11 protein-coding genes are annotated in these 14,820 nt (G+C 57.3%); 6 read left to right on the top strand and 5 right to left on the bottom strand.

What is annotated here, in order from left to right:
* Positions 1 to 115: 115 nt before the first annotated feature.
* Positions 116 to 1,411, bottom strand: a complete 1,296-nt coding sequence (locus tag G7W63_RS12895) for a M18 family aminopeptidase (protein ID WP_166258686.1) — start codon at positions 1,409 to 1,411, stop codon at positions 116 to 118.
* A 155-nt stretch (positions 1,412 to 1,566) separates the two neighbouring features.
* Between G7W63_RS12895 and G7W63_RS12890 the strand changes: the two genes are divergently transcribed.
* A complete protein-coding gene (locus tag G7W63_RS12890) occupies positions 1,567 to 2,082 on the top strand; it encodes a hypothetical protein (protein ID WP_207308952.1) in 516 nt (171 codons plus the stop codon).
* A gap of 119 nt (positions 2,083 to 2,201) precedes the next feature.
* A complete protein-coding gene (locus G7W63_RS12885) occupies positions 2,202 to 2,843 on the top strand; it encodes a porin family protein (RefSeq protein WP_166258683.1) in 642 nt (213 codons plus the stop codon).
* Positions 2,844 to 2,848: 5 nt separating this feature from the next.
* On the opposite strand, the gene rlmKL is transcribed toward G7W63_RS12885, so the two are convergent.
* Positions 2,849 to 5,047 carry a bifunctional 23S rRNA (guanine(2069)-N(7))-methyltransferase RlmK/23S rRNA (guanine(2445)-N(2))-methyltransferase RlmL gene (gene rlmKL / locus G7W63_RS12880; RefSeq protein ID WP_166258680.1) on the bottom strand — a complete coding sequence of 733 codons (2,199 nt, stop codon included), beginning with the start codon at positions 5,045 to 5,047 and terminating at the stop codon, positions 2,849 to 2,851.
* Positions 5,048 to 5,371: 324 nt separating this feature from the next.
* Here rlmKL and rmf point away from each other — a divergent pair, with 324 nt between their 5' ends.
* On the top strand, positions 5,372 to 5,584 hold the full coding sequence (rmf, locus tag G7W63_RS12875) for a ribosome modulation factor (RefSeq protein ID WP_166258677.1): 213 nt from the start codon (positions 5,372 to 5,374) through the stop codon (positions 5,582 to 5,584).
* A gap of 175 nt (positions 5,585 to 5,759) precedes the next feature.
* Here rmf and G7W63_RS12870 read toward each other — a convergent pair whose 3' ends face one another.
* Entirely contained in the window at positions 5,760 to 6,824 is a 1,065-nt protein-coding gene (locus G7W63_RS12870; protein WP_166258675.1) for a quinone-dependent dihydroorotate dehydrogenase, read from the bottom strand.
* 422 nt (positions 6,825 to 7,246) lie between these two features.
* Here G7W63_RS12870 and G7W63_RS12865 point away from each other — a divergent pair, with 422 nt between their 5' ends.
* On the top strand, positions 7,247 to 8,395 hold the full coding sequence (locus G7W63_RS12865) for a cation diffusion facilitator family transporter (protein WP_242634419.1): 1,149 nt from the start codon (positions 7,247 to 7,249) through the stop codon (positions 8,393 to 8,395).
* Between the two features lie 33 nt (positions 8,396 to 8,428).
* On the opposite strand, the gene G7W63_RS12860 is transcribed toward G7W63_RS12865, so the two are convergent.
* Positions 8,429 to 9,931 (bottom strand): RimK family protein, encoded by a 1,503-nt coding sequence (locus G7W63_RS12860; protein ID WP_166258672.1) that lies wholly within the window; start codon positions 9,929 to 9,931, stop codon positions 8,429 to 8,431.
* Positions 9,932 to 10,141: 210 nt separating this feature from the next.
* On the opposite strand from G7W63_RS12860, the gene G7W63_RS12855 reads away from it, so the two are divergent.
* Positions 10,142 to 11,263, top strand: coding sequence for a GNAT family N-acetyltransferase/peptidase C39 family protein (locus G7W63_RS12855; protein ID WP_166258670.1), 1,122 nt, complete (start codon positions 10,142 to 10,144; stop codon positions 11,261 to 11,263).
* Positions 11,264 to 11,286: 23 nt separating this feature from the next.
* Here the strand turns inward: G7W63_RS12855 and uvrB are convergent, their stop codons facing one another.
* Complete coding sequence (gene uvrB / locus G7W63_RS12850) at positions 11,287 to 13,308, bottom strand: excinuclease ABC subunit UvrB (RefSeq protein WP_166258667.1); 2,022 nt, start codon at positions 13,306 to 13,308, stop codon at positions 11,287 to 11,289.
* A 162-nt stretch (positions 13,309 to 13,470) separates the two neighbouring features.
* On the opposite strand from uvrB, the gene G7W63_RS12845 reads away from it, so the two are divergent.
* Positions 13,471 to 14,661 carry a pyridoxal phosphate-dependent aminotransferase gene (locus G7W63_RS12845; RefSeq protein ID WP_166258664.1) on the top strand — a complete coding sequence of 397 codons (1,191 nt, stop codon included), beginning with the start codon at positions 13,471 to 13,473 and terminating at the stop codon, positions 14,659 to 14,661.
* Positions 14,662 to 14,820: the final 159 nt, after the last annotated feature.

The following is a 14,820-nucleotide window of genomic DNA, read 5'->3' as shown; positions in this document are numbered from 1 at the left end:
TTGGTAGAGCAACGGACTGTTAATCCGTTTGTCGCTGGTTCGAGCCCAGCTCGGGGAGCCACTTATTTCGAAAAAGCCGCTACTTCAGCGGCTTTTTTTATTGGCCGACCGTCTGCTAACCGTTGACCTGCTCCCACTGCATGAATTGCCGCAACACCTGGTACAGGTTGTGGCCGTCCTGCACGCCAATAATTTCACGGACTGAATGCATACCCCACTGGGGGACGCCAATATCCAGCGTAGTGACTCCCAGGTTGCTGGCTGTGATAGGGCCAATAGTGCTGCCACAGCCCATGTCACTTCGCACCACAAACGTCTGGCTGGCCAGTCCCAACTCTTCACTGATGTGCCGATACAAGGCCGCAGAGCGACTGTTGGTGGCATAACGCTGATTGTGGTTTACCTTGATTACCGGACCCTGGTTCAGCAGCGGGCCGTGGTTCTCGTCATGCTTGTCCATGAAATTCGGGTGCACCCCATGGGCATTATCGGCAGACACGAACATGGAACGGGCGATGACGCGATTTCGGTTTTCGGTGCCACACCAGCGGTCAAGTACCGAAGACAGGAAGGGTCCCTGAGCGCCCTCTGCAGACATGCTGCCGACTTCTTCATGGTCATTACATACCAGCAGCGCCGGCTGATCCCCGGAGGTATCGAGCAGCGACTGCAGGCCAATGTGACAGCTGAGCAGGTTGTCGAGCCGGGCCGAGGCAATAAAGTCATTGTTCAGCCCCACCATCGAGGCCGCCTGGCTGTCGTAGAAGTTCAGCTCGTAGCCCAGAACTCGTGCCACTTCCGTGCCGGGGTGCTGGGACTGGATCTGGGCCTTGATCAAATCCTGGAAGCTTAACCCTTCATCGGATGTCTGCAGCAACACTGGAGGCAGATCAGTCTGGGCATTGACCGACCGGTTGCTGTTGGCTTCCCGGTCGAGGTGAATGGCGAGACTGGGAATAAAAGCCACTGGCCTGCGGAAATCGATCAGGGTGTCTTCGACCCGGCCCGTGCCGTTCCTGAAACTGACCCGGCCGGCGAGCGACAGGTCTCGGTCAAACCAGGGGTTCAGCAGCACGCCGCCGTAGACTTCCACGCCCACCTGTAAATAGCCTTTGCGGCGTAACTCCGGATTGGGTTTTACCTTCAGGCATGGGCTGTCCGTATGGGCGCCGACCATGCGTACACCGGCAGCCAACGGGTCCGTGCGCCCGGACCGAAAGGCCACCAGCGACGAGCCGTTGCGCACGACGAAATAGCCCCGTCCCTGCTCCAGTCGCCAGTCCTCACGCTCGTCCAGGGCTTGAAACCCTGCGGCTTCCAGTCGGCTGACCATTTGCTGCACGGCATGCCACGGTGTCGGAGACTGATTGAGAAATTCCAGCAGTGAATCGTTGAATTTCGCGTGTTCCATGGTGTCCTTTCTTAGCTGATAATGAGGCGCCCAGTATGGCATGATGACGCGCGTTAGATAAGGCGCTTTCCGGTGGCTCCCTCCGGACTTCGGGTGCATACGCGCCTGGGTACCGAACGCGCGCCTGCAACCCTAAGCTCTGTCAGGAGAGACCTGTGGCCTATTCCAGCATCCCCCATTTTCTCGATATCGAGTACTGCGAATCCGACGAAGGCATCTTCCCTGTCGCCATGGCCTGGTCGCTGGACGACGGACGCATGAAGGTCGTGGTCATTGAGCCTGACGACGACTGGCTCCCGGAAGATGGCGACGCCCCGGACGTGGACCTGCGCTACCTTCGGGAACAGGGCGTTCCTCTCATCGAACTTGCCCGCAGCCTGCACGAGGATCTGCCGGACCAGACCGTCTACGTGGACGGACTCGACCCGGACGATGCCTTGGTCGAAATGATTTTCGAATCCGTGGGTATGGAGCAGCCTTTCGAGCTGGCGTCGGTTTCTTCTCTGCTCACGCATCTTGACCAGTCGGCCATCGAGGATGCCCGCCAGACACTGATTTTTGAAGAAGGGCTCGATCCCCGCCTGCCCGAAACCGGGGTCTATGCCCTGCTCCTGATGGCACAACAGGCCGGGATGGTAGACCCGGAAGATCAACAGTCTCGGGATTTGTGACTCAGGTCGACGTAACATTCGGTTACACACGGCAGACTTCAGCTGATATTCGCCCGTCGCGACGGGCGCCCACGCTCCTGTCCAGGACTGAGATCACAACAACTGGGATCGCAACAATAATGATCAAGGTGTCCACGTTTTGCGCGGCAGCGCTCCTGCCCTTCCTCTTTGGTGCATCACAGGCTTTCAGTCAGACCTCTGGGGAGGAACTGCGTGAAGACAAGTACTATGTCGGGCTTTTGGGGGGCAGACTTAACATCGGTAGTCTCGAGCGGACCGTGGTGGATGAAGACGACGAAGTACTGGGTGTCGAAGCCGACAGCGCAGACATGACCATTGGCACCCTTGTTCTCGGGGGCCATATCTCGGAGCTGTTCCATGCCGAGTTCCGTTTCGGCGGAGCCATCAACGATGCCGAGCTGAACAGCGATACGTCGATCAGCCTGGATTACTTTGCCAGCTGGTATTTCGGCATTCACTACCCCCTGACATCCTGGGCGAACGCCTATGCCCAGTTTGGTTTCACTCACCTCAAGGGCGAGGTCGAGGTAAACAATCCGGACGCCAACCAGAACCGGAGGTTTCGAGACCTGGAGGGAGACTTCCCCGACAGCTCCTTCAGCCCCAGCTGGCTGCTCGGCCTGGATTTAGAGGTTATATCGGACACGTTTGTCGTGCTTGAAGGGGGCCGCCTATTCAAGGATACCGTCACCGACACCGACGGGCTTCAGCTCTCCGCTGGCCTGCGCTACGAGTTCTAGCGCGCTCACCCGGGATGGCGAATATGCCAGCACCGGTGGATACGCGGATTGCGCTGGAAATCCCTGTCGATTGTGGCCGGACTGACATCCTCAACCTGGAACTGGGCTATCAGCGCATCATCTAGCCGGAACCGGCGGAAATTGTTCGAGAATATCAGCAGACCATCGGGTGCCAGCCGTGCCATAGCCTGCTCGACCAGTTGCCGGTGATCGCGCTGGATATCGAGCACCCCTTCCATCCGTGCTGAATTCGAGAAAGTTGGCGGGTCCATGAAAATCAGGTCGAACTGCTCACTCAGTGCCGACCCGGTCGCCAGCCACTCGATGCAATCGGCCTGCTCTACGCGGTGCGCCCGGGTATCCATGTGATTCAGGGCCAGGTTTTCCTGAGCCCACTTTACATAAGTCTTGGACATATCCAGGCTCAGCGATGAAACCGCACCGCCCACCGCTGCATGAACGCTCGCCGCACCGGTATAGCAGAACAGGTTGAGGAAACGCTTGCCGGCAACGTTTTTCTGAACCCAGTAGCGCACAGGACGATGGTCGAGAAAAAGCCCGGTATCCAGATAGTCTCTCAGATTGACCTTGAGCTTGCAGCCATGCTCATGAACCGTGAAAAAATCCCCGCTGGCGTCCTGCTTCTCGTATTGACTGACGCCTGACTGGCGCTGGCGCTGTTTACACACCATAGCATCAGAAGATATATCAAGCGCCGTCGGAATCACGGCCAGGGCTTCTGCGAGACGCTCCCGGGCGGAACGGGCATCCACGGTTTTGGGCGGAGCGTACTCTTGGACGTGCACCCGATCTCCATATATGTCGATCGCCAGGGCAAACTCGGGCATGTCGGCATCGTACAGCCGATAGCATTCGATGCCCTGTTTCCGGGCCCACTGCCCTAGGGTTTTCCTGTTCTTGCGAAGGCGATTGCTGAACATATTGGCACGATCGGTATTCGACACTTTCGGTGCCACGTGACCGGGGGCAGAGGGCTCACGGGCAACCGTCACGCTGGCTTCGTCTACCTGGAACAACAGCAACTGGGCCGGCAACTTGCCATTGAAGAGCTTGTACTGCTTATAGCTTCTCAACCCAATGGCATGACCCACACCCGGGGCACCGGTGAAGACGGCCAGGCGCCAGCCCGGCAGATTGGCCTTTACCTGCTCGCCAAGGCGCTGGTATAGCTCTGCAAGATGCTTCCGCTCGCTAAGGCGCTCACCGTAAGGGGGATTGGTCAATACCAGGCCCTGATCGTTCCAGGAAGGCTCACGGGTAAACTCGTCCAGGCTCCGGCACGAAACGGTCACTGCACCGGTCACTGCACCGGTCACTGCACCGGTCAGCCCTGCCCTGTGAAGATTGCGCTGGGCGGTGGTGACAACGGAGGCATCCTGGTCATATCCGTAGAATCGGCTCTTACAGGCTGCACGGCCAAGCTCAGCGCGCTCATTGGCTTCATGGAGCAATCGCTGCCAGAGCTCAGGTTGGTGGCCCTGCCAGCGGCTGAAACCGAATTGTTGCCGCCGCAGCCCTGGTGCTTCATCCATAGCCATGAGAGCGGCCTCGATTGGCAGGGTGCCCGAGCCACACATCGGATCGACGAAGTCGCCTCCGGCAGCAGCGATTTCCGGCCAGCCGGATCTCAGCAACAGGGCGGCGGCCAGGTTTTCCTTCAGGGGCGCAGCGCCTTTTTCGGTACGATAGCCGCGTTTGTGCAAGCTATCGCCGCTCAGATCGACGCCGATCTGGAGTATACCCCGGTGGAGCCGCGCGGAGATAATGACGTCAGGTGTGTCGGTATCGATAGAGGGTCGTGTACCGTCGTCCAGCCTGAGCCTGTCGACCACGGCATCCTTGACTCGTTGGGCACCGTATTGGGTGTTGCGAAGGGCATCATTCTGACCCACGAACGCCACCTTGAAGCGTCCGGAGACAGCCAGATGCTCTGCCCAGTCGATGTTACGGACACCTTCGTAAAGCCGGTCGCCACTGGTGGCATCCACCTCGCCCAGGTTCAGGATGACCCGGTTCGCGAGCCGAGACCACAGGCACGCCCGGTACCCTGCCTGAAGGTCCCCCTGCACCCAGACTCCAGCCGGTGCATTTCGCAGAAGCTCAAGGCCAAAGCCCTGCATTTCATCGGCCAGCAGATATTCGACGCCTTTTGGGCAGGTTACAAAAAAATTCAGGGTCGACACGGGTTGCTCCTGACCTGGGGGATTTTCGCCAAACCGGCGCTGTGACTGACCTGCTATGGTAACCGCTACTGGGTTATTTCACACAAATATAAGCAGAGGTTCAGATAGATGAAATAAATAGTGTACATCTCTGGACTTTTCGTCTTACCTTGTAACTGACGCGTCGTTCGGAGAAGCTACGGCTTTTCCTTCATAGGATCCTGAACAGTCTTCGTCGGTCAAGGCAATGCAGTGTATGTCCTTGCTTTGGACAACACTCGCCTGAATCGATGCAGGCTCGTGTGCACACGCTTGTTCTGTTAAATCCATGAAGTGAGGAACGGCATGAAGAGACAGAAAAGAGATATGTACGCTCGTGCATTCAAGCGGGGCTACTTGGCCGGTGTGTCCGGAAAATCCAAAGACAGCTGCCCTATTGATCAGGTTGAGATCAGGCAGGAATGGCTTAACGGCTGGCGTGAAGGCCGTACAGATCACTGGGACGGCATGACCGGCGTTTCAGGTATTCACAAACTCGCTAATGTGACGACAGCGTAGACGTATTATAAACGTCTCAGGAATATGCTGTAACACAGACAACCAATCCAAGCTCAGGGGCGGCTTCGACGCCCCTCTTCAGATGCTGTAGACAGCATCTGATCACCAAACGGGTTCAACCGACCCGTCACACGCAGAAAATGCGCAACGGGGTAAGTTCCCCGCACGGGCCCGCTCAGCGGGCCCTTTCTTTTTCTGCCGAGTGAGGCTGAGCCCGCTGATACTCCAGGGCACGGATCGCTTTTACGGACTCCGCGATCAGTGCCGGGCCCTTATAGATGAACCCGGTGTAGAGTTGCACGAGTTTCGCGCCCGCCCTGATCTTTTCTGCGGCACCGACGCCGTCCATGATTCCGCCAACGCCAATGATCGGCAACCTGTCGCCAAGCTCAGCAGACAACGCCTGAATGACCCGTAATGAGGGCCCCCGGACCGGAGCACCGCTTAAACCGCCCGCTTCGTTGGCCAGCGCGTGGCCCTGCACGGCCTCCCTGCCGACCGTGGTGTTGGTGGCAATGACCGCATCCATCCCGGTATTTTTAAGTACCCCGGCAACAAACTGAATGGCGGCATCGTCCATGTCCGGGGCAATCTTTACTGCGACAGGTACATAACGCCCATGGTGTTCCGCCTGTATGGCCTGCTCTTCCTTTACTGCGGTCAGCAGGCGTTCAAGAGATTCGCCGAATTGAAGGTCCCGAAGGCCCGGAGTGTTGGGAGAAGACACATTCACTGTCAGGTAGCTGGCGTGACCGTACACGGCGGCAATACCGCGACGATAGTCAGACTCTGCTTCAGCCATCGGCGTTATGGCGTTCTTGCCAACATTAATGCCCAGGATACCTCTGTAACGCGACCCCTCCACCTGGCTCAGTAGATGTGGCAATCCTTTATTATTAAAGCCCATGCGGTTAATAATCGCCTGATGCTCGGGTAACCGGAACATCCGGGGCTTGGGGTTACCCGGCTGCGCCAAAGGCGTGACCGTGCCCACTTCAATAAAGCCAAACCCCAGTGCTCCCAGGGCTTCCAGGTGATCTGCGTTCTTGTCGAGGCCCGCAGCCAGGCCGACTGGATTGGGAAAACGCAGCCCCATGACTTCCACGGGCATCGAAGGTACCTCCGGGGAAAAGGGCGCCAGCAGACCCAGCTTCTGCACCAGGTCCATACCAGCCAGAGTCACATCATGTGCCCGCTCCGCCGGCAACTGAAAAAGCAGACTGCGGAGAAGAGCGTACATGTGTGACTCCTTGCTATCATGGGAACCGCGTGTCAAAACAGTAAATGTCAGTGGCACACAGAGGGTGCATAGTATAACGAAAGTTTTCCCCAGACGCCTTACCCTGAGATGTATGACATCTAAATGACTGTACCGTTAAGGTGTTGCGACCTTTTCCACGGAATCTGTGGATAACTCTGTTGAAAATGCCGGTTTTTGATTTGCCAAGCCTTGGGAACCAAGCCAGCCTACAGATTGATCAATTTTTGATCAGTTTTTTTTGTTTTTATTTTACAATGAGTTAAAAAGCACAAACCATTGACTCAGGGAATTTGGAAGACGAAAGGCGGCGCTTTGTGCGCGCCTTCTTTTGTGCATAAAACTGAAAGCGCAAGCAAAAGATGAACGCATTTCATTTTATTATTTTCTAAAGAGAGTTTGCCATGGAAGCCAGGCGCGCCTCTGAAGAGGGCGGCACTGCCGCTAACAGTGAAATGAAGGCCGCAGCCCGCGTCACCTGGGCGGGGATGCTGCTTGACGCCTTCCTGGGCCTGATAAAGTGCGTCGCAGGCACCCTCTTCCATTCCCAGGCCCTGGTGGCGGACGGCATTCACTCATTCAGTGATGTTGCATCGGATTTTCTGGTTCTGGGCGTCATGCGAGCAGCCCGGCAAGGTCCTGACCAGTCCCACCCCTATGGTCACCAACGTTTTGAAACCATGGGTACACTGGTGCTGGGCAGTGTGCTCATTGCAGTGGGCGCAGCGCTGGCCTGGGAGAATGCCCAGCGCCTGCTGGAACCGGCGGCGGTAGTGCTTCCGGAATGGCCGGTTCTGGCCGCTGCAGCGATTTCGATCCTTGGCAAGGAGTGGATCTACCATTACACCCGACGGGTTGGTGTTGCGATACGCTCGGACCTGATTCTCGCCAACGCCTGGCACAGCCGGACAGACGCCCTGTCGTCCGTCGTCGTGCTGCTTGCCACCATTGGCGCAATGCTGGGTTATGTCTGGCTTGATGTACTTGCTGCGGTGGCCATAGCCGGCCTGGTGGGTTATATCGGTTGGCGGTTCACGTGGGCCAGCGTCAAGGAGCTGGTTGATACAGCCCTGACACCGGAAATCACCGAAGCTATGGCAAGGCGCGCCTGCGAGACTGATGGCGTCCGCAATGTGCATGAACTCAGAAGCAGACGGATGGGCGGTGACGTACTGGTGGACATCCACTTACTGGTCGACCCGAAAATCAGTGTATCGGAAGGCCACCAGATCGGTATGCGGGTGGTTCGTCGCCTTAAGGAAGAGTTCGGGCAAATAAGGGATATCACCTTTCACATTGATGCGGAAGATGATGAGGAAGGCACACCTACCAGTACCAACCTGCCCACCAGGGACGAAGTCTGGGCTTTGTTGAAGCAAGACCATGAGTTACCAGAAGGCACCCGGCTACGATTGCACTACCTGGGCAACCATGTCCATGTGGAGCTGTTCATTCAGGGCCCGGCAGATACCGGGCGCACCCAACGCATCAGGGCCCTTCTTGCTGACAGGCGGTGGCTTGGAAGCTTACGGCTATGGCATCCGGAAGACTGAGCTCAGACTGCAGCTGTCTCAGTCCGCTCTCCCCTACCGGCGGCGCTTCTCTTCCATGCGGCTGAGAAACTCCTGCATCACTAGAGTATAGAGCTCGCCGCCGAGAAAGCGGTCCTCAACATCGGCGTCTATGTTCGGGTTGTCATTTACCTCGATCACAGCGACACGATTGCCGGCCTGCTTGATGTCCACCCCGTAAAGCCCGTTCCCGATCAGCCGTGTCGAGTTCAGTGCAGCCTGGATCACGTTCCGCGGCACTTCATAGGTGGGCATGGTTTCGAAGCCGCCACTGTCTACCTTGCTGTCGGCGCCGTGCTGGTATATCTGCCAGTGGTCTTTCACCATGTAGTACTTGCAGGCAAAGATGGCACGACCACCAAGCACTCCGATACGCCAGTCGTACTCGGTGTAGAAATACTCCTGGGCAAGTACCAGAGCCGACTGCTTGAACAGTGTCTTGAGCGCGTCGCGCAGCTCCTTTTCGGTTTCCGCCCGCAGCACGCCCCGGGAAAAAGCACCGTCGGGAATCTTGACCACGGCCGGGAAGCCGATCTGCTCCATCACCTTTTCAGCGGAGTCTTTCTGCTCCTTTGATAGAATCAGGGTCTTGGGCGTCGGTATTTTATTGTTCTTCAACAGGTCGGCAAGGTAGACCTTGTTGGTGCAGCGAAGGATCGAAACCGGGTCATCAATAACCACCATGCCCTCTGCCTCGGCCTTGCGGGCGAAACGATAGGTGTGATGGTCAATGGCGGTGGTTTCACGAATGAACAGGCCGTCGTACTCAGGCAGCCGCATATAGTCACGCCGCGTAATCTGTTCGACATTGATGCCCAGCTTTTTGCCGGCCTTTTCAAAATAGGCCAGGGCTTCGGCATCACTGGGCGGTAATTGCTCATCAGGGTTGACCAGCATGGCCAGGTCAAAGCGGTAGCGGCGTCGTGACCGGGGTTTGCGCCAGACAATGCTGCTGAAGCGGTCCAGCGCTGACGCGAAGGTATCCTGCTCATTCGCCCGCAGGTCCGCCGGCGAGGCTGGCTTCATGGATTCGATCTGCCAGGTCTTGCGGCGTTTGAACACAACTTCCAGGATCGGGCATGGGTAGCGATCAAACAGGGCCCGGGCGACGGGCTTGAGGGCCGTGTGTTCGGTCTGGCCGAAATACGTCCGTATACGGACCTGGTGGGTAGCTTCGCGATCATCATCGCCCGGTTTCAAAGCTGCACCGGACGCTTCCAGCCAATCAATGACACTGACATCCAGCTCTTCCAGCTCCAGCGAGAACAGACCCTTCTTGCCCAAATCGTTAAGGGTGGTCACCGAGGGCACTACATTGTGGCCCCTGGCCTCCGCCAGCAGAGAACAGTAATAGCCCTGGCTCAGGTACTTCGCGCTCTGGCAAAGGTTGATAACCCGGACACGGGAGGACGCCGGCGCCGTAAACTGAAGGTATTGATCAAAGGTGAGTACGTCTTCACTGGGGTAATAGGGTGCCCAGTCCTTCGCCCGGTCAACTACAATCAGTAAACGTGACATGAATAGTATTCCTCCGTGGGGTTTGGTCTCCGCCTGGGGCCCGGAATCGGGATCGAGGAATCGACTACAAGAACGCGACAATACGCTCAGTGTGACTATGGCACAATCAGTCCAAAGTGCGTGATTTTACGCATGATTGGCCGCTGTTCAGAGCCCCTGGTCTCAACCATAGTGAGGCCCCTTTTTTTCATTCCCAAGGCCCGTGGCAGTATGTCCGATTTCAGTTTTCGACTTGCAGTCATTGACGACCTTGACGCACTGGTAGCTCTGGAAAAGCAGTGTTTCAAGGAGGACCGGATTTCCCGACGCAGTTTCCGGCGCTTCATTGAGATGCCCCGGGACCGTCTGGTCGTGGCCCTGCGTGACGGGGAATTGCTGGGGTACTGCCTGGTACTGATGCACAGCGCCACCCGCCTGGCGCGCATTTATTCGATTGCGGTATTGCCTTCTACGCGGGGCATGGGTCTGGGGGAAAAACTGGTGCGTCAGGCTGAGCATCATGCCGTGGAAGCCGGGCGGATCATCATGCGACTGGAGGTTCGTGAGGACAACGCAGGTGCCATTGGGCTTTACCAGCGCCTTGGCTACCGCCAGTTCGGCACCTACCGCGACTACTACGAAGACCACGGCACTGCCCTGCGTTTCGAGCGGCGCATCCTGTTTTACGAACCTTCTGACCAGTTTCCCGCGGTACCCTACTATCCCCAGAAAACAGAATTTTCCTGCGGACCGGCAGCGCTGATCATGGCCATGGCAGCCCAGGATCACAAGCTCTCACTCAATGCCCTGGAAGAGCTGCGGATATGGCGTGAGGCAACGACCATCTTCATGCTTGCGGGTCACGGCGGTTGCGGACCCCATGGGCTTGCCCTGGCGGCCTGGAACCGTGGTTTTCATGTTGAAGTTTTCCTGAGCAATGAGGGCGCCCTGTTCAAGGACACCGTTCGCAACGAAGACAAGAAACGGGTGCTGGAACTGGTCCACGAAGGTTTTATGCACGATCTGGCCCAGACCGACATCGCGCTGCATCATGAGCCCCTGACGCCCGGTTACATGGAACAGGCCCTGCTGGACGGCCGTGTACCCGTAATTCTTATCAGCACCTGGCAGCTCAACCGCAGCCGGGTTCCCCACTGGGTCACGGTCTGCGCCATGGACGAACAGTTCGTCTACCTGCATGACCCTGAAATTGACAGTGCCGAAGGTGAAACCGTTGCCGACAAGCAGTATCTGCCTGTTGATCGCCGGGTTTTCGATCAGATGGCACGTTACGGCAAGAACCAGCCCCTTCAGGCTGCGCTCATTGTCGGACCCAAACGGAACCTGGCTTAACCGGCCCCGTTTGCCGCCAATACTCAAGCTGTTCTGAGCGCGGCCTCCTTCAGAGTGCCGATCTCATCCCGCAGACGCGCAGCCTGTTCAAAGTCCAGGTTTGAGGCTGCCTTGTACATCTCGTCTTCAAGCTTGGTGATGTCTTTGAGCAGCTGCTCCGGCGTCCGGCCGTGGGCCCGGGCATGGTACTCTTCCGCGGCTTCCGCGGCTTTTTGACCCGGACGATTGGCAAACCGGCGCGCGATACCTCCGGCCACGGCTCCCTCCATGACATCCGCTACTTTCTTGGTCAGACCAATGGGCGTAATGCCATGCTCCAGGTTGTGGGCTTCCTGCTTGGCCCGGCGACGCTCGGTTTCATCAATGGCACGCTGCATGGAACCGGTAATCCGGTCCCCATAGAGTATCGCCTTACCGTGAAGATTGCGGGCGGCCCGACCGATGGTCTGAATCAGCGAGCGTTCGGACCTCAGAAAACCTTCCTTATCTGCATCCAGAATGGCCACGAGTGAAACCTCAGGCATGTCCAGGCCCTCCCGGAGCAGGTTGATGCCCACGAGCACGTCGAATTCGCCCCGGCGCAGGTCCCGGATAATCTCCACCCGCTCGACGGTATCGATGTCGGAATGCAGGTAACGCACCCGGATGTCATGCTCCATCAGGAAGTCGGTCAGATCCTCTGCCATCCGTTTGGTGAGCGTGGTAACCAGCACTCGCTCATTGACCGCCGTGCGCTTGCCAATTTCAGACAACAGGTCGTCGACCTGAGTCGAGGCCGGACGGACTTCCAGCTCCGGATCAAGCAAGCCAGTTGGCCGCACCACCTGCTCTACGGTCTGGCCGGCATGCTCAGCCTCATAGTTGCCGGGCGTCGCCGACACGAAAATCATCTGGGGCGCGATGCGCTCCCACTCATCGAAGCGCATGGGCCGGTTGTCCAGGGCAGAGGGCAGGCGAAAGCCGTATTCCACCAGGGTTTCCTTCCGCGAGCGGTCGCCCTTGTACATGGCACCGATCTGGGAAACCGTCACGTGGGATTCGTCCACGACCAGCAAGGCATTGGGCGGCAGATAATCAAACAGGGTCGGCGGTGGCTCACCCGGATTACGGCCTGACAGATAGCGCGAGTAATTCTCGATGCCATTGCAGTAGCCTAGCTCCAGCATCATTTCGATATCATAGCGGGTGCGCTCTTCCAGGCGCTGGGCCTCCACCAACCGGTTGTTGTCCCGCAGTGTCTTGAGGCGACCATCCAGCTCCACTTTTATGTGTTCGATGGCATCCAGTACTTTCTGGCGCGGGGTCACGTAATGGGATTTAGGGTAAATCGTGACTCTGGGCACCCGCCGGAAAACCTCACCGGTGAGCGGGTCAAAATAGCTCAGGTTTTCCACTTCATCGTCGAACAGCTCTATCCGAATGGCCTCTTTCTCAGACTCGGCCGGGAAGACATCAATGACATCCCCACGGACCCGGTAGTTGGCCCGGTGGAATTCAATGTCGTTTCGGGTGTACTGAAGTTCGGTCAGACGACGGATGACAGCGCGCTGATCCATCTTGTCGCCCCGGTCCAGGTGCAGCATCATCTTCAGGTACGACTGGGGATCACCCAGGCCGTAAATGGCAGAGACGGTGGCCACTATGATGGCGTCGGGTCGCTCCAGCAGAGCCTTGGTTGCAGACAGCCGCATCTGCTCGATGTGTTCATTGATGGAGGCGTCCTTCTCGATGAAGGTATCCGATGAAGGCACATAGGCTTCAGGCTGGTAGTAATCGTAATAGGAAACGAAGTACTCCACCGCGTTGTCCGGAAAAAACTCACGAAATTCGCCGTAAAGCTGAGCCGCCAGGGTCTTGTTGTGGGCCATGATGATGGTCGGCCGCTGGATCTTCTCGATCACGTTGGCAATGGTAAAGGTCTTGCCGGAACCGGTTACCCCCAACAGGGTCTGGTGAGCCAGCCCGGACTCGATACCGTCTACCAGGCCGGCAATGGCCTTGGGCTGGTCGCCGGCTGGAGCGAATGGCGAATCGACTATGAACATGGCGTTTTGGTGTCCTCCAGAACAATTGGGGAAGCTAATACAGCCTTATCGTTGCGCAGGCTTCATGGTAACATCTGTGTCGTTACAGGTAGTCACGGAATCGGGTGATCAACGTCTCCCGGCCGGGCCAGCCTTCTCTGACGCACGTTAAGGAGCGCAAGTTTGGAACTTCAACTTTCCAGCCGAGTACAGGGCATCAAGCCTTCCCCCACCCTCGCAGTCACCAACAAGGCGGCTGAACTGAGAGCTGCTGGCCAGGATATTATTGGCCTTGGCGCTGGAGAGCCGGACTTTGATACTCCGGACCATATCAAGGATGCTGCCATCGCAGCTATCAAGAATGGCCAGACCAAGTATACGGCGGTCGATGGCACTCCGGGCCTGAAGAAAGCGATTATCAGCAAGTTCAAGCGCGACAATGATCTGGACTACGAAGCCAACCAGATCCTTGTCTCCAGTGGTGGCAAACAGAGCTTTTTCAACCTTGCGCTGGCCACTCTGAATCCTGGTGATGAAGCCATCATTCCAGCGCCCTACTGGGTTTCCTACCCCGACATGGTCCTGGTTGCTGAGGGCAAGCCCGTCATCCTGGAAACCAGCGCAGAGACCCGTTTCAAAATTACCGCGGAGCAGCTGGAGAATGCCATTACGGACCGGACTCGGCTGTTTGTAATCAACAGCCCGTCCAATCCCAGCGGCATGGCTTACTCCCGGGAAGAGCTGGCGGCCCTGGGAGACGTCCTGAAGCGGCATCCCCATGTCATGATTGCCACCGACGATATGTACGAGCCGATTCTCTGGACTGCCCAGCCTTTCAGCAACATCCTGAACGCAACACCAGAGCTCTATGATCGCACCTTCGTTCTTAATGGTGTTTCCAAGGCTTATTCTATGACCGGCTGGCGTATCGGTTATGCGGCAGGTCCGGCGCGAATCATTGGCGCCATGAAAAAAATCCAGTCCCAGAGCACTTCCAACCCATCCTCCATTTCCCAGGCTGCCGCCCAGGCTGCGCTGGACGGACCGCAGGAGTGTGTGGGAGAGATGGTCAAGGCATTCAAGGAGCGTCACGACTATCTGGTTGAAGCGTTGAATGAGTTACCCGGTGTGGAGTGCCTCAAGGGCGACGGAACCTTCTACGCATTTCCCAGCTTTCAGGAAGCCATCGAGGCCAAACCAGGTGTTGATAACGACGTGGAGTTTGCTGAAGTCCTTTTGCGGGAGGCCGGCGTTGCCCTGGTTCCGGGTTCAGCATTCGGAGCGCCTGGCCATATGAGGCTGAGCTTCGCCACAGGTATGGGGACTCTCAAAGAAGCGATCACCCGACTCAAGAAGGCGCTTTCTGAAACCTGATATCGGGGTTGACGAGCTGACGGCGCCACCGTAACATACGCGCCTTGTTGAGATTGAGGATGCCAGTAACTGACTTGGCATTCGGTCATCAAGACACTGTTCCCCGATAGCTCAGTTGGTAGAGCAACGGACTGTTAATCCGTTTGTCGCTGGTTCGAG

The sequence above is a fragment of the Marinobacter salicampi genome, assembly GCF_011074795.1.
Lineage (GTDB): Bacteria > Pseudomonadota > Gammaproteobacteria > Pseudomonadales > Oleiphilaceae > Marinobacter > Marinobacter salicampi.
The sequence above is the reverse complement of the archived record's forward strand: the minus strand, read 5'-3'. Positions and strand labels throughout refer to the sequence as shown.